19 protein-coding genes, 1 tRNA gene and 1 pseudogene are annotated in these 18,068 nt (G+C 64.8%); 9 read left to right on the forward strand and 12 right to left on the reverse strand.

Annotated elements, in window-relative coordinates:
• The first annotated feature begins 42 nt into the window (after window positions 1–42).
• Entirely contained in the window at window positions 43–807 is a 765-nt protein-coding gene (locus AC1DDG_RS08295; RefSeq protein ID WP_476875653.1) for a YaaA family protein, read from the forward strand.
• A gap of 67 nt (window positions 808–874) precedes the next feature.
• Here the strand turns inward: AC1DDG_RS08295 and AC1DDG_RS08300 are convergent, their stop codons facing one another.
• Window positions 875–1,612: a zinc ribbon domain-containing protein gene (locus tag AC1DDG_RS08300; protein ID WP_476875654.1), complete on the reverse strand. Its 738-nt coding sequence runs from the start codon at window positions 1,610–1,612 to the stop codon at window positions 875–877.
• Window positions 1,613–1,674: 62 nt separating this feature from the next.
• Window positions 1,675–2,592 carry a Nif3-like dinuclear metal center hexameric protein gene (locus tag AC1DDG_RS08305; RefSeq protein WP_476875680.1) on the reverse strand — a complete coding sequence of 306 codons (918 nt, stop codon included), beginning with the start codon at window positions 2,590–2,592 and terminating at the stop codon, window positions 1,675–1,677.
• A gap of 100 nt (window positions 2,593–2,692) precedes the next feature.
• Between AC1DDG_RS08305 and msrA the strand changes: the two genes are divergently transcribed.
• From msrA to epsC, 3 genes are all read left to right on the forward strand, one after another.
• On the forward strand, window positions 2,693–3,217 hold the full coding sequence (msrA, locus tag AC1DDG_RS08310; protein WP_476875655.1) for a peptide-methionine (S)-S-oxide reductase MsrA: 525 nt from the start codon (window positions 2,693–2,695) through the stop codon (window positions 3,215–3,217).
• Between the two features lie 65 nt (window positions 3,218–3,282).
• Window positions 3,283–4,218 (forward strand): cysteine synthase A, encoded by a 936-nt coding sequence (cysK, locus tag AC1DDG_RS08315; protein WP_476875656.1) that lies wholly within the window; start codon window positions 3,283–3,285, stop codon window positions 4,216–4,218.
• A 41-nt stretch (window positions 4,219–4,259) separates the two neighbouring features.
• Window positions 4,260–4,844: a serine O-acetyltransferase EpsC gene (gene epsC, locus AC1DDG_RS08320; protein ID WP_476875657.1), complete on the forward strand. Its 585-nt coding sequence runs from the start codon at window positions 4,260–4,262 to the stop codon at window positions 4,842–4,844.
• A 36-nt stretch (window positions 4,845–4,880) separates the two neighbouring features.
• Here the strand turns inward: epsC and AC1DDG_RS08325 are convergent, their stop codons facing one another.
• Both AC1DDG_RS08325 and gndA read right to left on the reverse strand, forming a co-directional pair.
• Window positions 4,881–5,714 carry an oxidoreductase gene (locus tag AC1DDG_RS08325; protein WP_476875658.1) on the reverse strand — a complete coding sequence of 278 codons (834 nt, stop codon included), beginning with the start codon at window positions 5,712–5,714 and terminating at the stop codon, window positions 4,881–4,883.
• A 101-nt stretch (window positions 5,715–5,815) separates the two neighbouring features.
• Window positions 5,816–7,252 (reverse strand): NADP-dependent phosphogluconate dehydrogenase, encoded by a 1,437-nt coding sequence (gene gndA, locus AC1DDG_RS08330; protein ID WP_476875659.1) that lies wholly within the window; start codon window positions 7,250–7,252, stop codon window positions 5,816–5,818.
• Window positions 7,253–7,492: 240 nt separating this feature from the next.
• Between gndA and AC1DDG_RS08335 the strand changes: the two genes are divergently transcribed.
• Window positions 7,493–8,221, forward strand: a complete 729-nt coding sequence (locus AC1DDG_RS08335) for a FadR/GntR family transcriptional regulator (protein WP_476875660.1) — start codon at window positions 7,493–7,495, stop codon at window positions 8,219–8,221.
• Here AC1DDG_RS08335 and AC1DDG_RS08340 read toward each other — a convergent pair.
• The 3 genes from AC1DDG_RS08340 to AC1DDG_RS08350 are packed head-to-tail and all read right to left on the reverse strand — an operon-like array spanning window position 8,218 to window position 10,981.
• On the reverse strand, window positions 8,218–9,273 hold the full coding sequence (locus tag AC1DDG_RS08340) for an L-idonate 5-dehydrogenase (protein ID WP_476875681.1): 1,056 nt from the start codon (window positions 9,271–9,273) through the stop codon (window positions 8,218–8,220). The two genes, AC1DDG_RS08335 and AC1DDG_RS08340, sit on opposite strands and share 4 nt — an antisense overlap.
• A gap of 8 nt (window positions 9,274–9,281) precedes the next feature.
• Window positions 9,282–10,052: an SDR family oxidoreductase gene (locus AC1DDG_RS08345; protein ID WP_476875661.1), complete on the reverse strand. Its 771-nt coding sequence runs from the start codon at window positions 10,050–10,052 to the stop codon at window positions 9,282–9,284.
• Window positions 10,049–10,981: an NAD(P)-dependent oxidoreductase gene (locus AC1DDG_RS08350; RefSeq protein ID WP_476875662.1), complete on the reverse strand. Its 933-nt coding sequence runs from the start codon at window positions 10,979–10,981 to the stop codon at window positions 10,049–10,051. The genes AC1DDG_RS08345 and AC1DDG_RS08350 overlap by 4 nt, the downstream gene beginning before the upstream one ends.
• A 70-nt stretch (window positions 10,982–11,051) precedes the next feature.
• Here AC1DDG_RS08350 and AC1DDG_RS08355 point away from each other — a divergent pair, with 70 nt between their 5' ends.
• From AC1DDG_RS08355 to AC1DDG_RS08365, 3 genes are all read left to right on the forward strand, one after another.
• The gene (locus AC1DDG_RS08355) at window positions 11,052–12,116 is read left to right on the forward strand and encodes a D-2-hydroxyacid dehydrogenase (RefSeq protein WP_476875663.1); all 1,065 of its coding nucleotides are present in this window, start codon (window positions 11,052–11,054) and stop codon (window positions 12,114–12,116) included.
• A 350-nt stretch (window positions 12,117–12,466) separates the two neighbouring features.
• The gene (locus tag AC1DDG_RS08360) at window positions 12,467–13,264 is read left to right on the forward strand and encodes an IclR family transcriptional regulator (RefSeq protein ID WP_230120888.1); all 798 of its coding nucleotides are present in this window, start codon (window positions 12,467–12,469) and stop codon (window positions 13,262–13,264) included.
• Window positions 13,265–13,439: 175 nt separating this feature from the next.
• Window positions 13,440–14,795 carry an MFS transporter gene (locus AC1DDG_RS08365; RefSeq protein WP_476875664.1) on the forward strand — a complete coding sequence of 452 codons (1,356 nt, stop codon included), beginning with the start codon at window positions 13,440–13,442 and terminating at the stop codon, window positions 14,793–14,795.
• A 229-nt stretch (window positions 14,796–15,024) separates the two neighbouring features.
• On the opposite strand, the gene AC1DDG_RS08370 is transcribed toward AC1DDG_RS08365, so the two are convergent.
• From AC1DDG_RS08370 to AC1DDG_RS08390, 5 genes are all read right to left on the reverse strand, one after another.
• Window positions 15,025–15,315, reverse strand: coding sequence for a hypothetical protein (locus AC1DDG_RS08370; RefSeq protein WP_230120892.1), 291 nt, complete (start codon window positions 15,313–15,315; stop codon window positions 15,025–15,027).
• A 125-nt stretch (window positions 15,316–15,440) separates the two neighbouring features.
• Window positions 15,441–15,513 (reverse strand) — tRNA-Val (locus tag AC1DDG_RS08375).
• Window positions 15,514–15,595: 82 nt separating this feature from the next.
• Window positions 15,596–16,525 carry an NAD-dependent protein deacetylase gene (locus tag AC1DDG_RS08380; RefSeq protein WP_476875665.1) on the reverse strand — a complete coding sequence of 310 codons (930 nt, stop codon included), beginning with the start codon at window positions 16,523–16,525 and terminating at the stop codon, window positions 15,596–15,598.
• A gap of 4 nt (window positions 16,526–16,529) precedes the next feature.
• The gene (locus AC1DDG_RS08385; protein WP_476875666.1) at window positions 16,530–17,033 is read right to left on the reverse strand and encodes a peroxiredoxin; all 504 of its coding nucleotides are present in this window, start codon (window positions 17,031–17,033) and stop codon (window positions 16,530–16,532) included.
• A complete protein-coding gene (locus AC1DDG_RS08390; protein WP_476875667.1) occupies window positions 17,030–17,449 on the reverse strand; it encodes a DUF3052 domain-containing protein in 420 nt (139 codons plus the stop codon). The genes AC1DDG_RS08385 and AC1DDG_RS08390 overlap by 4 nt, the downstream gene beginning before the upstream one ends.
• A 338-nt stretch (window positions 17,450–17,787) precedes the next feature.
• Here AC1DDG_RS08390 and AC1DDG_RS08395 point away from each other — a divergent pair.
• Window positions 17,788–18,068, forward strand: a pseudogene (locus AC1DDG_RS08395) (pyruvate dehydrogenase (acetyl-transferring), homodimeric type); the annotation flags it as partial.

The following is an 18,068-nucleotide window of genomic DNA, read 5'->3' on the forward strand; positions in this document are numbered from 1 at the left end:
CGCGTGAGAACGGCGGGCAGCCGGCATCGGTAAGATCGTACGGTGCTGATTCTGCTCCCCCCGTCCGAAGGCAAGACCCCGGCCGTCCGCGGCGACGCCATGGACTGGACGTCCCTGAGCTTCCCGGACCTGAATAGCTGCCGGGCCAAGGTGCTCGAGGCGCTGGGGACGGTGAGCGCGCACGAGGACGCCCTGGCGTTACTCGGCGTCGGAGCATCGCTGAGGGCCGACGTCGAACGCAACACCCGGCTGCATGCCGAACCCGCGGCGCCGGCCCACCAGGTCTATTCCGGCGTGCTGTACGACGCTTTGGGCTACAAATCGATGACGGCGCTGCAGCGCCGTCGGGCGGACGCGTCCGTGCTGGTGATTTCGGCCCTCTGGGGCGCCATCCGGTTCGCAGACTCCGTGCCCGCCTACCGGCTGTCCATGTCAACGGCACTGCCCGACGTCGGACGCCTTGCCTCGTTCTGGAAGCCGCAGCTCACTGACGCCCTCGCCTCCGCGGCGGTCGGGGAGCTGCTGGTGGACTGCCGGTCCAGCACCTATGCTGCGGCGTGGACTCCCCCGGCTGCGTCCACGGTGGCCGTGAACGTTTTCACTGAGGTAAACGGCGAGCGCAAGGTGGTCAGCCATTTCGCCAAGCACACCCGCGGAGAACTGGCGCGGCACCTGCTGACCCGGCGCGGGAATGCCCCGGAAACGCCGGCGCAGCTGCACAAGGCTGCCCGCGAAAAGTGGAATGCCGAACTGATTCCCGGGACCGCCCGCAAGGCGCATGCGCTCAACATCATTCTGCCCGGCTGAAACCGAACTGGCCCGCAATCATGGCGTTTGAGGGCTCACAACGCCATCTAATGCGAGCTACTTTCGGTCAGGCCCACTCGGCGGAGCGCACCAGGATGCAGCCGGAGTCGGGGCAGAAGACGATGTCGTCCTCGGCGGCGGCCTTGATTTCGGCAAGATCGCCCGGGCTCAGCTGCATGCCGGACCCTTCGGACGTGCCGTGGAAGAGCCGCGCGGCCCCGACGCCGCGCCGGGCGAGGGTTTTCTCGTACACGGCCAGCATCCCGGCCTCCAGGCCGGCTGCGAATTCGGAGCGCTTGGCTGACACCTCGGCGGCCTCGGTGCTGATCTCGGCCAGCTGCCCGTCCAGTTCCGCCCGGATCACGCCGAAGGAACCCTGGATGTCATCGACAATCTGCTGCTGGGCCGACTGCCGTTCGCGGAGGGCATCCAGCCTCTCCATGACTTCGAGTTCGACGTCTTCGAGGTCCGAGCGACGCTTGTTGAGCGACGCGATGTCCTTCTGCAGCGCCACCAGGTCTTTGGACAGGCCGGTTCCGCTGTTCAGCCTGGCTTCGTCGCGCTCGATCCGGCTGGCCACCTGCTCGACGTCGGCTTCGGCCCGCTTCAGCTCGGACTCGGCGTCATGGACAGCCATCTTGGCTGCGCCCAGTTCGCCGTTGGCAATGCTGAGGGCCGACTGAAGGTCTTCGATGCGGGGATCGGTCTCAATGCTGCGGCGGCGGTTGGACAGGGACTTGAGTTTGGCGTCCAGCCCCTGGAGTCCGAGCAACTTCAACTGTTCCGCCGGTGCTGCCTTGGCCACTATTACCTCCGCTTGATCCCATCCGGCCTGCGCCGGGCACCCCTGCAGGGGCTTTATAGACTCTAGTCCCCGCCGGGAGTCAGAATGAAGTCCCACGGATCGCTGTTGGTGGTGCTGACGCGGATTTCGACGTCCAGGCTCTGGTCCGAGAGGACATTGCCCAGTGCGTCCGCGGCCGCTGGCAGCCACAGCCACTCGCTGGCGAAGTGGGACACGTCGATCAGGTAGGGCCGGCCGTTGACCGCGGCCTCGCGGGCTTCGGAGGCCGGATGGTGCCGAAGGTCCGCCGTGACGAACACGTCGGCGCTGCTGGCCCTGACTTCGTTGAAGAGCGAATCGCCGGCGCCCCCGCAAACCGCGATCCGGCGAACCAGGCCGTCTTTGTCACCGGAAACCCTGACGCCGCCCGCGACGGAAGGAAGGATCCCGAAGACCCTTGCAGCGAAGTCACCGAGCGTCATGGCCTCGGCCAGATCACCGACCCGGCCGATGCCTTCCTCCGGAAGGCCGTTGGCGGCTGGAGTCAGCGGCGACACGTTTTCGAGGCCCAGGGCATCCGCCAGGACGTCCGAAACACCGCCGACGGCGGAATCGCCGTTCGTGTGGACGGTCAGGAGAGCGGTACCGGACTCGATGAGGCGGTGGACGGCCTTGCCTTTGGGGGTGTTGGCAGCGACGGACGTGACGCCCTTGAGCAGCAGCGGGTGGTGCGTGATCAGCAGCCCGGCGCCCCACTCGATGGCCTCGTCGATGACTTCAAGCGTGGGGTCCACGGCAAACATGACCCTGCTGATTTCAGCTGACGGGTGTCCCGCGACGAGCCCCACCTCGTCCCACTCCTCGGCGAGTGACTCTGGCCAGAGCTCTTCGACGGCCAGCATGAGCTGCCCGAGCGTCGGCGCGTCCGGCGCCTCCGCGGCGTCTGCCGCTTCCGCAGTTTCCGCCGGCTCTGCTGCAACGCCACTGTTCACAGGTTCCATACTCACATTTTTACCCTATGGGCGCCCGCTGGCCCGTCCCGGCGCGGGGCCGTAAGGTGGCGCCGGGAATCATCGGCGCATCTCAACCATTGAAGAGGACATGAAAACTTTTGTGCTTGGCGGAGGCTGCTTCTGGTGCCTGGACGCCGTCTACCAGAAAACGATGGGTGTTAAGTCGGTGGTATCGGGTTACACCGGGGGCCATGAACGCCACCCTGACTACTATTCCGTCTGCTCGGGCACCACTGGCCATGCCGAGGTCGTGGCGGTCACCTTCGACGAGGAGGTCATTCCGCCGGAGGTCATCCTGGACATGTTCTTCGTGCTGCATGACCCCACCACGCTCAACCGCCAGGGCTACGACGTCGGCACGCAATACCGCTCGTCCATGTTCTACGAGTCGACTGAGGAGAAAATCCTTTTTGAGGAAGCGATTGAACGGAACCAGGCCCTGTGGTCGCGTCCGATAGTGACCGAGGTAAGCCGGCTTCCGGTTTTCTACCCTGCCGAAGACGTCCACCAGAATTACTACGCCAAGTTCCCCGAGCAGGGCTACTGCCAGGTGATCATCAACCCCAAGCTGGCCAAGGCCCGGAAATATTACTCTGCATGGCTTAATGCTTAGCAGGGGCCCTTGCGCCCTCGTTAGGCTGACCAAAGTATTCCCTCCTGAGAGATAGGCGTAAGTACATGGCACGGATCTACGACGATGTGACGCAGCTGGTAGGCGGCACCCCCCTGGTCAGGCTCAACCGCTTGACCGAAGGCCTGGATGCCACGGTGGCCGTCAAGCTCGAGTTCTACAACCCTGCCAACAGCGTCAAGGACCGCATCGGCGTCGCCATCATCGACGCTGCTGAAAAGTCCGGAGCGCTCCAGCCCGGCGGAACCATCGTTGAAGGCACGTCCGGCAACACCGGCATCGCGCTGGCCATGGTGGGCGCAGCACGCGGCTACAAGGTCATACTGACCATGCCGGAGACCATGTCCACGGAGCGCCGTGTCATGCTCCGCGCCTTTGGTGCCGAGATCGTGCTGACCCCGGGTTCCGAAGGCATGCGCGGCGCCGTGGAGAAAGCCCAGGAAATCGTGGCCAACACGGAGAACTCCATCTGGGCCCAGCAGTTCGCCAACGAGGCCAACCCGGAGATCCACCGCAAGACCACGGCCGAGGAAATCTGGACCGACACCGACGGCAAGGTGGACATCTTCGTCTCCGGCATCGGGACCGGCGGAACCATCACCGGTGTGGGCCAGGTCCTCAAGGAGCGCAACCCCGACGTCCAGATCGTGGCCGTCGAGCCGAAGGACTCAGCTATCCTCAACGGCGGAGCGCCGGGCCCCCACAAGATCCAGGGCCTCGGCGCCAACTTCATTCCGGAGCTCCTGGACACCAACGTCTACGACGAGGTTCTGGACGCCACGCTGGAGGACTCGGTGTCTGTGGCCCGGGACATGGGCATCAAGGAAGGCATCCTCGGGGGCATCTCCTCGGGAGCCATCGTTTGGGGTGCGCTGGAACTGGCAAAGCGCCCGGAGAACGCCGGCAAGCTGATCGTGGCCGTCGTCTGCGACTTCGGCGAGCGTTACATCTCCACCGTCCTCTATGACGACATCCGCGGCTAAGCCTTAACCTGCACCTCCCCGTTTCCTGTAGAAAGATCTTTGTGGGCTTTTTCGCAAGACTTAAGGAAGACCTCGACGCCGCCCGGTCCCACGACCCGGCGGCTCGAGGTTCTTTTGAGAACTTTTTCGCCTATTCAGGGCTTCACGCCATCTGGGCACACCGGCTGACGCACAAACTGTGGCAGAACCCGGCTACGCGGTTCCCGGCGCGTCTGGTCTCGCAGCTGGCCCGGTTCCTGACCGGGATCGAGATCCATCCGGGCGCCACGATCGGCCGGAGGTTCTTCATTGACCATGGCATGGGAGTAGTCATCGGCGAAACAGCAGAAATCGGGGAGGACGTGATGATCTACCACGGTGTAACCCTCGGCGGACGCTCTCTGGCCAAGGTGAAGCGTCACCCCACCATCGGAGACCGGGTCACGATCGGAGCCGGCGCCAAAATTCTCGGCCCCATCACGATTGGCAGCGACAGCGCCGTGGGGGCAAACGCCGTCGTGGTCAAGGATGCGCCGCCCGAGTCGATCGTGACCGGCGTCCCCGCCAGCTGGCGACACCGCGATGCCCAGAGGGAGACAAAGCCAGCGGTGGACCCGGCCGAGTACTACATCGAGTACCGGATCTGAACTTCTGAGCGCGGCTACGCTTCAGGTCTGGCCGGCTCAGCGGCCGACGCGCTTGAGGACAGCCGTGACCGCGGCGTCGAACATCCGGTCCGGAAGGATCCGGCGAAGCATCATGATGGCGGGTGCTCCCCGGCCGACCGGATAGCGCGTCTTCGGCCGCGCCGCGGTGGCGGCATGGACCACAGCGTCGGCAACGATTCCGGGATGGGTTGAAGTAGCCGGCCGTCCCGTGGACGCGAGTACCGCGGCCATCTCCTTCGCCTGGTCCCGGTATGGGCCGTTGCCCGAACTGGCCAGCAGACCCTCGGCGGAGATACGGCCCCATTCGGTCAGGGTGCTGGCAGGTTCGATGATCGCCACCTTGACCCCGTGGGGCTTCAGTTCGAGCCGAAGCGCGTCGCTGAGGCCCTCCACGGCGAACTTCGTGGCGTGGTACCAGGTGCCCAGGGGTTCGTAGAACTTCCCTCCGATGGAGGAGATGTTAATGATCCTGCCCTGCCCTGCAGCACGCATTGCCGGTAGCACCAGCTGGGTCATCCGGGCGAGGCCGAAGACGTTGACATCGAACTGACGGCGGCCCTCCGACAGCTCCACCTCTTCCAGCGCGCCGAATGAGCCGTAGCCCGCGTTGTTGACCAAAACGTCGATCCGCCCGTGTGACCCAAGGACCGTGCGGACCGCGCTTTGCATGGACTCCTCATCGGTGACATCCAGCTGCAGGACGTTCACGCCGTCCGCCTTGAGCGGCTCCATCCTGTCCACCCGCCGTGCGCCGGCATAAACGGTGAATCCGTTGCGGCTGAGTTTCTTTGCCGCTTCAAACCCGATGCCGGTGGAAGCTCCGGTGACAAACGCTACTGGCTGGGACACTGGGACTCCTGGTCTTGGATACGCAAACGGCCGGCGCTTCCCAGAGTAACGGGAAGCGCCGGCCGTTTGCCGATCAGACCGTTCCGGCGGTGCGCCGGTGGCTAGTGGGTGTCCACAGCCTCAATCTCGGACTTGTCCTCGCCCCACAGGGTGTGGAACGTGCCCTCGGCGTCAACGCGGCCGTAGGTGTGCGCACCGAAGAGGTCGCGCTGGCCCTGGATGACGGCGGCCGGCAGGCGCTTGCGGCGCAGGCCGTCGTAGTAGGCCAGCGAGGAGGAGAACACCGGTACGGGGATGCCCAGCTGCACAGCCGTGGACACCACGCGGCGCCAGGCCGGGAGAACCTCGGCGATGGCCTTGGTGAACGCCGGGGCGAACAGCAGGTTGGCCGGCTTCTCGTCGGCGGCGTAGGCCTTGGTGATTTCCTTCAAGAGTTCGGCACGGATGATGCACCCGCCGCGCCACAGCGAGGCGATCTCGTCCAGCTTCAGGTCCCAGCCGTATTCCGTGGCGGCGGAGGTCAGCATGTCCAGGCCCTGGGCGTAGGAAACGAGCTTGGACGCGTACAGCGCCTGGCGGACATCCTCGACGAACGTTTCCGGAACCTCGACGGCGATTTCCTCGCCGGCCAGGAGTTCCTGAGCCAGCTTCCGCTGCTCGGACTGGGAGGACAGGGCGCGGGCGAAGACCGACTCGGCAATGCCCGACGTCGGGGATCCCAGCTCAAGTGCTGAGATGACCGTCCAGCGGCCGGTGCCCTTCTGGCCTGCGGCGTCAACCACGACGTCCACGAACGGCTTGCCCGTGCGGGTGTCCACGTGGCCGAGGACCTCTGCGGAAATTTCGATCAGGAAGGAGGCGAGCTCGCCCTTGTTCCATTCGGCGAAGATCTTGGACTGCTCGGCGGGCTCGATGCCGGCACCTGAGCGCAGCAGGTCGAAGGCTTCGCCGATGACCTGCATGTCGGCGTATTCGATGCCGTTGTGAACCATCTTGACGAAGTGGCCGGCGCCGTCGGTGCCGATCCAGGCGCAGCAGGGCTGGCCGTCAACGTTAGCGGCGATCTTCTCGAGCAGCGGTCCGAGGGCTTCGTAGGACTCCTTGGAACCTCCGGGCATGATGGACGGGCCGTTCAGGGCGCCTTCCTCACCGCCGGACACGCCGATGCCCACGAAGTGCAGGTCTTTCTTGGCGAGGGCTGCTTCCCGGCGGCGGGTGTCCTCGTAGTGCGAGTTGCCGGCGTCGATGATGATGTCCCCCGCCTCCAGCAGCGGCTCGAGCTGCTCGATCACGGAGTCAACCGGCTTGCCGGCCTTGACCATGATCAGGACACGGCGCGGCTTTTCCAGCGAGTCAACGAGTTCCTGCAGGGTTTCGGTACGGACGAAGTCGCCGTCGTGGCCGTGCTTTTCCAGCAATGCGTCGGTCTTCTCAACAGACCTGTTGTGGAGGGCAACGGTGAAGCCGTTCCGGGCCAGGTTGCGGGCCAGGTTGGCACCCATCACCGCAAGGCCGGTGACACCGATGTGTGCTGACATCAAAACTCCAATTCATTTCTGTGCAACGTGTGCAATGAGTCCCGCACGTCCTGCGGAACACGCTTAAAGAAAAAGTGGCTGTGAATAAACCATATGTATTGCCGGCCGCATGGGGAAGCGGCGCCCACTTAGTGGAAGGAGACGCGTCACAAACAGTCTATGATGTGCTGCAGCGCCATGGACCAGGTGCCCGGCGCCGCGCGGGAAACAATCCGGCCGGGCGCCATTATGCTTACCAATATGTCAACCAGCCTCCACCATCGTGCCATCGAGCATCTGGGAACCCGAATCGTCGGTGGCATCCTTCCCACGGGCCATGTCATGCTGGCGGAACAGCTGGAAGACGAGCTCAAAGTATCCCGCTCGGTGGTCCGGGAGGCTGTCCGCGTGCTGCAGTCGCTCGGCCTCGTTGAGACCACCAAACGCGTCGGCATCAAGGTCCTGCCACCGCACCGCTGGAACCCCTTCGATCCGCTCGTCATCCGCTGGCGGCTGGCAGGCGAGGGCCGTGGCGCCCAGCTGCGCTCGCTCGCGGAGCTTCGTTCCGCCGTCGAGCCCGTTGCCGCCGAACTCGCGGCGGTGAACGCTCCCGATGATCTCCGCCGCGAACTCCTTGACGTGGCCCTCGCAATGCGCGACGCCGGCCAGGCCGGCGATGTGCCCCGCTTCCTGGAGCTGGACATCCAGTTTCACTCCCTCCTGTTGAGTGGCTCCGGCAACGAAATGTTCGCCAACCTCGTGGGCCAGGTAGCCGAGACGCTGACCGGCCGGACGGTGCACGGGCTGATGCCGGACCGCCCCCGGGACATCGTGCTGCAGTGGCACCTGGACGTCGCCAATGCCATCTTCACCGGGGATGCCGCAGAGGCGCGCGAGGCGTCGAACATGATCATGCGCCAAACCATCTCCGAGATGGAGCCGGTCTGGGTGGAACAGCCGCGGGTCTTCGTTCCGGTGCCGCGCGTCTAGCCGCGGAAGTCGAGCAGCACCTTTCCGGATTCGGCCGAGTTGCGCGCCACGGCGAAGGCTTCGAGCGCCCGCTGCACCGGGTACTCGTGCGTGATCACGGGCCCGATCTGCAACGAGCCGTCTGCCAGTGCCCCGATGACCTCGTCGATATCGTCGTTGAAGCGAAACGACCCGCGGAGCTCGAGCTCACGGGTAATGGCCAGCGAAATCAGGACGGGCTGCGGACCTGACGGCAGCAGTCCCACCATCACCACGGTGCCGCCGCGGACGGCGCCCCGGATGGCGGAAGCCAGTCCCTGGTGGCTGCCGGAGGACTCGATGACGATGTCCGCCTCGACTGCCGCGACGGCGTCGGCATCGTCCGCGGTGAGAACGTCATCCGCGCCGACTGCGGCGGCAATCTGCAGCGGCCTGGCGTGCATGTCCACCGCGGTGATCCGGCTGGCCCCTGCCCTTTTCAGCACCGCCACGGCCAGTGCGCCGATGGGGCCGCAGCCGATCACCAGGGCGGTCTTGCCTGCCACTTCCCCGGCGCGCGCAACAGCATGCCAGGCAACGCTGGCGGGCTCGATCAGCGCTGCGGTCCGCAGTTCGATGCTGTCCGGAAGGGTCCGGAGCATGCGCGTGGGAAGGTTCACAAAGCGGCTGAAGGCACCGTCCGTGTGCGGGAACCGCGCCGCGCTGCCCAGATAGGTGCAGCCCGGCGACAGGTTGGGCCGGTCTTCGGGGTACCTGGCCGCCCCCGGGGCCGGGGTCGCCGGATGCACTGCCACTGCAGCGCCAACGGAAGGGCCGCTCCCGTCGGCCGCCGAACGGACCACGGTACCCACAATTTCGTGGCCGAGGACCAGAGGAGCCTTGAGCACAGACTCGCCGGCGGCCCCGTGCAGCCAGTAGTGCAGGTCAGAGCCGCAGATGCCGCCGTATGCCACCTCCACCACCGCTTCGTCCGGCGAAGGAGCGGCGAGCGCGATGTCTTCCAGCCTCAGGTCCCCGGCGGCGTGGGCCACCACGGCCGGCGAGGTGGCCGGCAGTTCTGTTGGCGCAATCATCGGTGCCATCAGACCACCACCGTCATTCCGCCGTCGATGAAGATCGTCTGGCCGTTCACGAAGTCCGAACCGCTGGAGGCCAGCCAGACAGCCGGCCCCGCCAGGTCCTCGACCGTGCCCCAGCGGTTCGCCGGGGTCCTGCCCAGGATCCAGGCGTTGAATTCCTCGTCATCCACCAGGTTCTGGGTCATTTCCGTATGGATATAGCCCGGGGCGATTCCATTGATCTGCAGCCCCGAAGCGGCCCACTCCGCGGTCATCGCCCGGGTCAGGTTCCGCAGCCCGCCCTTGGCGGAGATGTACGGGGCGATGGTCGGGCGGGCCAGGTCCGTCTGCACCGAACAGATGTTGATGATCTTCCCGCGCCCGCGGGGAATCATGTGCCGGGCCGCTTCCCGGCCCACCAGGAACGCACTGGTCAGATCCGTGGAAATCACCCGCTCCCAGTCCTTCACATCCAGCTCCAGCATCGGCACCCGGTGCTGGATCCCGGCGTTGTTCACCAGGATGTCCAGCGGGCCCACGTTGGCCTCTACCCAGGCGATGCCCTCCGCCGCCGCCGTGTCGCTGGTGACGTCGAACGCGCAGCTGCGGACCCTGCCTTCAGGGTAGTCGGCGGCCATCGAGTCTTCGGCGGCCTTCAGCCTGCCGGGGGTGATGCCGTTCAGGACCACGGTGGCGCCGGCGTCTGCCAGGGCCCGCGCCAGTGCGTTTCCGATTCCCCGGCTGGAGCCGGTTACGAGGGCGATGCGCCCGGTCAGGTCAAAAAGCGCGCTCATGCCTTGATGGTCCCTTCAGCCGCGGCGGCCGCGGCGCTGTTGCTGAGATTGGAAATGGTCTGCCTCACAACGGCCAGGTCCTGGTCGCCCAGTCCCTGCAGTTTGAGTTCCGCATAGAGGCCGACGCCGGCAGTCGCCATGGGGACCGCGGTGCCGGCCGCTTCGGCTGATTCGACGACGAAAGAAAGATCCTTGTGCATGAACTTGGCTGGTCCGGTGGGCGTGTAGTCCTTCTTGACGAGCCGGGGTCCCACGATGTCCAGCACCCTGCTGCCGGCCAGTCCCCCGGCCAGGACCTCATAGAGTGCCGCCACATCCAGTCCCGAGCGTTCGGCGAGTTCCGCTGCTTCGGCGAGGGCCGCCGTCGTGGTTCCTACGATCAGCTGGTTGCAGGCCTTCGCGAGTGACCCGGAACCCAGCGGGCCGAGCAGCCGGACGGTGGTGCCCATGGCTTCGAACAGCGGCAGCAATCTTTCGAAGTCTGCGGCGTCGTCGGCACCGGCCATGATGGCCAGCGTCCCCTCGACGGCACCCTTCGTGCCGCCGCTCACGGGCGCATCCACCACCACGGCATTGCCTGCGCTGGCTTCTCGCACCCGGCGTCCGAAATCCCTTACTCCGGCGGGGGAAACGCTGCTCATAATCACGAGGGCCGTGCCAGGCTCCGGCGGCGAGGCCACCCAGCTGGCGAGGAGTCCTGCCGCTGCCTCTTCGATGAAGCCAAGGTCGGGCAACATGAAGACGATCACGGGCTGGTCGCGGAGCGATGACACCTCCTTGGCGTTCGCCCCACCCAGCTGCCCGAATGCACCCAGCGCCGCGGCGGAGCGGTTCCAGGCGGTAACCGTCCAGCCTTTCCTCACCAGGTTCGCGGCCATTGGTGCCCCCATGAGGCCCAGGCCGACAAAGCCTGCCTTCTGTATATTCATCTGTGGTGCTGCCTCACTTCGTCGTGGTTAATCCTCGGAAACCTGTTCAGTATTCTAGTCTCCATTCAGTATGATGAACAGCATGACGACTGAAACCACCGTCGCAATCGCCGTCCCGCTCGAAGCCGAGCTGGTGGAGCGCATTCGCGCCGTAGATCCCTCCGTGACCGTTCTCTACGAACCCGAGCTGCTGCCCCCTGAGCGCTTCCCGGCAGACCACTCCGGTGATCCCGACTTCAGGCGGACCCCCGAGCAGGAAGAGCGCTACTGGGGGATGCTGGGCAAGGCCCAGGTCCTGTACGGCCTTCCGAACGAAAGCCCGGCCGGCCTGGCGAGGATTGCCCGCGAAAACCCCCACCTGCAGTGGATCCACGCCATGGCCGCAGGGGCCGGCGGGGCAGTGAAGGCCTCGGGTCTTGACGCCGAAACGCTGGACAAGTTCAAGGTGACAACCTCCGCCGGCGTTCACGCGCTGCCGCTCGCGGAATTTGCGGCGCTCGGCATCCTCAACGGCTTCAAGCGGAGCGCCGAGCTCGCCCAGGACCAGGCCGCAAAGGTCTGGCCGGAGCTACGCACCCCGACGCGGCTGGTCAACGGCTCCTCCCTGGTGGTCACCGGCCTCGGCGAGATCGGCCTGGAAACGGCACGGATTGCCCGGGCGCTCGGCATGAAGGTCAGCGGAACGAAACGGAACGTCGAACCCATCGACGGCATTGAGGACGTGGCAGGCAACGATGGCCTGGCCGGCCTGCTGGCCTCCGCCGACGCCGTGGTGAACACGCTGCCCGGAACGCCCTACACGGAGAAGCTCTTCAACCGCGAGACCTTTTCCGCCATGAAGCCCGGCACCGTGTTCGTGAACGTGGGACGCGGCACGGTGGTGGACGAGGAAGCGCTGCTCGAGGCACTGGAGAACGGGCAGGTGTCCTACGCCTGCCTGGACGTTTTCGCGGTTGAGCCGCTCCCTCAGGACAGCCCATTGTGGAACCACCCCAGGGTCATGGTGTCGCCGCACACGTCGGCACTCAGCGCCGCCGAGAACCGCCTCATTGCGGATCGGTTCTGCAGCAACCTGCGCACGTTCCTCGACGGCGGAGAGCTCCCACACCTCGTGGACACGGTGCACTTCTACTAGGCCGGGCTTCAACAGGACGCAACCGCGCAGCGTGTAAGGCGATGACGTGTAAGGCGATGAAACGAAGGGCCGGGCAACCACTGTGGATGCCCGGCCCTTCGCTGCACGGATTGAGCGCCTTGCCGTACCGAGTGAGCGCGAACGGTCGCACTTGAGCCCCCGCCCAGCCCCGCACCGCCCAGCCCCGCACCGCTGGTTCCGTGGCCAGCGTCATGCCGCCGTGATCCGCCGAGCCATTATGATGGTAAGTGTTCAGCCAAATGAACAGCGATGGATTACCCCCGCCGCTGCCGCCGCTGACCGATATGCTGCCTGCGCTGTCCTGAGCGCGTACCGATTGAAGGAGAATCATGGTCGATTCCCGCGCTTCCCGCCCCAGCGATGGATTAGGCAGTACCTCGCCTGCACCCGCCGTGACCCGTGCCGCGGCGGTGTTGGAAGCCCTCGCCGGATCAGCCACGGGCCGCTTGACGCTCAGTGATCTGGCACGCGAACTGGGCATTCCAAAGTCCTCCACGTCCAATTTGCTGCTGGCCCTTGAGGATGCCCGCCTGATTAGCCGGCAAGGCTCTGAATTCACCCTGGGCCGCAAGCTCGTCGAGCTCGGCGCTGCCTACCTGAGCAGGCTGGATGAGGTCCAGGAGTTTTACCGCTTTTGTGAACAGGCCCCCACGCTTTCCGGGGAAACCGTCCGGATTGCCATGCTGGACGGTACGAACGTCATCTACCTTGCCCGCTATGAAGGACACCCTGCCGTCAGGCTGACCTCCAACATCGGAGACAAGATGCCGGTTTCACTGTGCGCGGTGGGCAAGGCCCTCATTGCCCGTCTTCACGATCATGACATCGACGCCATGTTCACTGACGACGTTGAACTGCCGGTACTCACCCCGAAGTCGATCCGCACCGGCGCCGAGTTCAAGGCCCAGCTCCGAGACATCCGGGAAAAGGGATACGCCTTCGAGGATGAGGAATCCACCACCGGCGTGGTCTGTCTCGCCGTCTCGGTGCCAACCCGTGGCGCCCACGGTCCCAGCCTGGGCCTGTCCGTTACGGCGCTCAAGGCCACGTATTCGGACGAGCAGGGCGCGCAAATGGTCAAGGAGCTGAAGGAGCTGGCGAGGTCCCTGGGCAACCCCATGGGCTGATCCGCCCGCCGTTCCCCGGTGCGAGCGGCGTCACAATGACGCATCGTCTCCTTTCCTTCTCCTGGGTATTGGCTAGTCGTTCAACTTGTTGTACTCTGTTCAACATAGTGATCGACGCCATAGGTGTTGCCGCTATCCCACCAGGCCAACGGGGGCCTGGAGTGTTCTTGAGGGAGTGCCTGTGACAACTCGTACTAATACACCGCTGGCTGAAGCGGATGACGCCGTCGTCGATCCGGACCAGCTGCGAAGGGCAACTCTTGCCAGCTCCGTAGGCTCGGCCCTGGAGTACTACGACTTCTACATTTACGGACTCGCGTCCGCCCTGATCTTCGGGCCGCTGTTCTTCAAGCCGCTTGGTGAAGAAGGTGCACTGATCGCATCCTTCGCCACGTACGGCGTGGGTTTCGCAGCCCGGCCATTCGGCGGCATGGTCTTCGGCTACATCGGAGACCGGTTTGGCCGGAAGATGGTGCTGATCCTGACGATCGGACTGATGGGCACAGCCAGCTTCGCGATCGGCCTGCTGCCCACCTTCGAGCAGGCAGGCATGCTCGGCGCCGTCCTACTGGTGACGCTGCGCATCCTGCAGGGCCTTGGTGCAGGCGCTGAACAGGCAGGCGCCACCACCCTGATTTCCGAAGTCGCGCCGCGCCGCCGTCGCGGATTCTTTGCTTCGCTGCCGTTCGTTGGTATCCAGCTGGGCACGCTCCTGGGTGCCGGCACCTTTGCGCTGATCGCCACGGCGGACAAGGCTGTTCTTGAGGGCTGGCTGTGGCGCGTGCCGTTCCTCGCGAGCGTGATCCTGATCGCGGTGGCCATCTTCATCCGGCTGCGGCTGAAGGAAACGCCGGTCTTCCAGGAGCTGGAGAAGCACAAGAATGTGGTCAAGAATCCCATCGGCCAGCTGTGGAAGCACTCAAAGAAGAATGTCCTGATCGGCATCGGCCTGCGCATGGGAGAGAACGGCAACTCCTCGATCTATTCCGCGTTGCTGATCGCTTTCCTGGCAGCAAAGGACGGCGTCTTCCCTGGCGACAAGTTCATCGGCCCGGTCGGTCTCCTGATCGCTGCCGGTTTCGCCGCCGTCATGGTGGTCACTTTCGGAGCTTTGTCCGACCGCTTCGGCCGCGTCCCGGTATACCGCTACGGGGCACTGTTCCAGGCAGCCATCGCCTTCCCCGCGTTCTATCTGGTAACCCTCGGCAACGTGACTCTCGTGTGGGTGGTCATGGTTGTAGGCATCGCGCTCGGTGTGCAATCGATGCTTGGCCCGCAGTGCCCGCTGCTTCCCGAACTCTTCGGCTCCCAGTACCGCTTCACCGGTGTGGCCATGAGCCGTGAACTCTCGGCCGTTCTGGCAGGCGGCCTGGTTCCGCTGGTCGGTGCAGCCCTGCTGGCCGCCACGGGATATTCGTGGCTTGTGCTGGCCGTCTACTCCGTGGTGCTCGCCCTCATTTCCTTCGGCACCACCTTTTTCACGCCGGAAACCGTGGCCCGCGACCTCTTGCTGGTCGAGGACGCCAGCTAACCCCTCCCTGAAAAGCGCGAACGGACACGTGCGGCCCCTGAATCAGAGGAGCCGCATGTGTTCGTTCGCGTGCGGGTGTCCGCAGCCTCGGAAGGCATCACACTGCCCGGTCAGCAATGTTGCCCCGGCATGACGACATAGTTTCTTGTTTCCGAAAGTTCACGGTATATTCAACTTAAGCCTTCCACCGCGGCATCCCCCAATAGTCGCGGTGGAAGGCTTTTCCAATTCATGCGGCGTCCGCAACGGCACCGCGCAGTCGCCAGCCACCGCCCAGGCCGTCGCGCATGACCTCCATTGTGGTCAGTGCGGAGTCTTCATTCCGCCCCAGCCTCGCCTGCAGCCGCCAGACCTCAACATCCACACGGCTCAGGCCCAGCGGCATCCTGCGCTCGGCTTCCCACCAGCTGACCCGTTCAAACCAGCGGACCGGCTCCGCTCCGACCGTCCATTCGCGGCCTCCGCGGATGACAGCAGCCGGCTGGCCGTCTTCAGCAGTTCTCACCAGTACATGTTCCATGCCAGGAGACTATGGCCCGGCACTGACATTTTCTGGGGTGAGAACCTCGAACCAAACATCACACTTACAGCAGAAAACCCCGCTGCCCCGGGCCGTAACGGCCGGGACAACGGGGTTCTTCTTTGTGGGTCCTACCGGGATCGAACCGATGACATCCACGGTGTAAACGTGGCGCTCTACCAGCTGAGCTAAAGACCCAATTTGCCGGTTTTCGCTCCGAAGCGCTCCAACCAACGAACATAGACTCTACCCGAACACTGGCTCGAAACGCCAATCCGGATCAGGACGGCGGAATGCCCGGCAATTCTGCGGCGAGCCAGGCAAGTGCCTCGCTTACCCCCGCAACGAGCTTGACGGTTGCCAGGTCATCGCCGCGCGTCTCTCCGCGGTTAATGATGACCACCGGTTTGCCCTGTTTTGAGGCGTGGCGGACAAAGCGCAGGCCGCTCATGACACTGAGGGAGGACCCGGCAACGAGCAGCGCTCCGGCCTCATCCACCATCGAATAGGCGCGCTCTACGCGGTCCTTGGGAACGTTTTCGCCGAAGTACACGAAGTCGGGTTTCAGGGCGCCGCCGCAGGCAGGGCACCGGGCAACCACAAAGCTCCGGATCAGCGCCGAGTCCTCGACGGTCGCGTCGGCATCGGGTGCGATTTCAACGGCGCCGGATTCCAGCGCACGGTCAAGAAATCCCGGGTTGAGCTCCTCCAGCACTCCGGCGAGCAATTGGCGTGAGTACGTGCGCCGGCAGTCCAGGCAAATGACCTGGTCGAAGCGGCCGTGCAGGTCCACAACATTCACGCTTCCGGCATCCTCATGGAGGCGGTCGACGTTCTGGGTGATCAGTCCGGTCAGGAGTCCCCGGCGCTCCAGGGTTGCGACGGCGGCGTGGCCGGCATTGGGGTCAGCCCGCCGGAGGTGGGACCAGCCGATGTGGTTCCGGGCCCAGTACCGCTGACGGTTCGCCTCGTCGCGCACGAATTCCTGGTAGGTCATGGGCGACCGCGGCGGCGAATCCGGCCCGCGGTAGTCAGGGATTCCGGAATCCGTGCTCAGTCCTGCCCCGGTAAGGAGGGCCAGGCGCAGTCCAGACAACAGATCCCGGATTTCCCCCAGGACCTGGAGTTCTGACGCCGACGGTTCCGTCCCAGGCACCGGAGGCAGACTGGCAAACCCTGTCAGGCCGACGCCGGTCCGCTGCCGGTCCATGGGGTCAGCCCTGCGCCAGTCCTGCCAGCACGCGGCGGTACTCGCCCAGATCGCGCGCCTGGCCGCGGGGATTGACAACGACGTACCGGATGATGCCGTCGCCGTCGATGATGAAGGTGCCCCGGGTAGCCATGCCGCTCTCCGCGTCAAACACGCCGTACTGCTCGGCCACGGCGCCGTGGGGCCAGAAGTCAGCCAGCAGGCTGAAGCCGTAGCCTTCCTGCTCGGCGTAGGCGCGCAGCGCGAACTTGCTGTCCACCGAGATTGCCAGCACTTCGGCGTCGGCATGCTCAAAGACGGCCAAATTGTCCCTGATCTCGCACAGCTCACCGGTGCAGATACCGGAGAAGGCGAAGGGATAAAAGACGACCACCACGTTCCGGCCCCGCAAGTCCGCGAGCCGGACCGGCTCCCCGAACTGGTTGACCAGAGTGAACTCCGGAGCCTGCTCTCCTACTGCGGGCACAACCGCGGCACCCGTTGGGGCGACGGTGTTTGTTAAGGTCACTTGTTCTTCCTGGTCACCAGGCGCGTGGCGCTCCAGTCCTTGGATACGCCCGGCGATGTGGTGAGGTGAAGCCCCGCGGTGGGTGCAGCTTCCTGGATCTCCGCCGGGGAGACGTAACCTGGCCTCCCGGACTTGGGCGTCAGCACCCAGACCACGCCGTTCTCGCTCAGGGTGGTCAGCGAATCCATGAGCGTGTCCACGAGGTCGCCGTCGCCGTCGCGCCACCAGAATATTACGGCGTCCACAACGTCATGATCGTCCTCATCCAGGAGCTCGGACCCTGTCAGGTCCTCAATATCATCACGCAAGTCGAAATCGACGTCATCGTCGTAGCCGAACTCCTGAATCAGATCCCCGCTCTTGAAACCCAATTTTTCCGCCACATTTACCGAAGTGGCGGCGTCGGCCTCACTCACGTGTTCCTCCTATGCATAGTGATATCGATTACTCCAAGCCAACACCCTTTGGGCGCGTGCTTCAAGCTGCTGCTGCCGCGGTGCGGCTTATTGTGCGTCACACAACCAGTATGACGGTCAAATACGACCGGGGCGCCAGACGCGGCTACGCATCGGCAAGCCGTCACAGCTAGAGTGACTGGTGACAGCCATACCTTCGGGGCGACCGCCCTGGACGGATAGGCAGTCGTAGACGAGATAGAACCCTGCCCGGCGCACATGACCGGGCTGTTGTAACCGATATGTCGCACACGTCGCGTTCACGCCAGGCAGCTACCCTGCCGGACCTGAGGGCGCCGATGCATGCGCGCAAAGAGAGGTTGGACGTGGCTGCAGGAGAAGATACCTCCCATATCCTCAGCGGGTTGACTAACCAGCTGCCTGATCGTGATCCGGAAGAGACCGCCGAGTGGGTTGAGTCCCTGGATTCACTGATCAGGGAACAGGGCACCGAGCGTGCCCAATACATCATGCGCAGTCTCCTGCAGCGTGCCGGCGCCCAGAGCGTCGGGGTTCCGATGGTCACCACCACGGACTATGTGAACACCATCCCGGCGGACCAGGAAGCGCAGTTCCCGGG

This window comes from Arthrobacter sp. 10L430, from assembly GCF_056395245.1.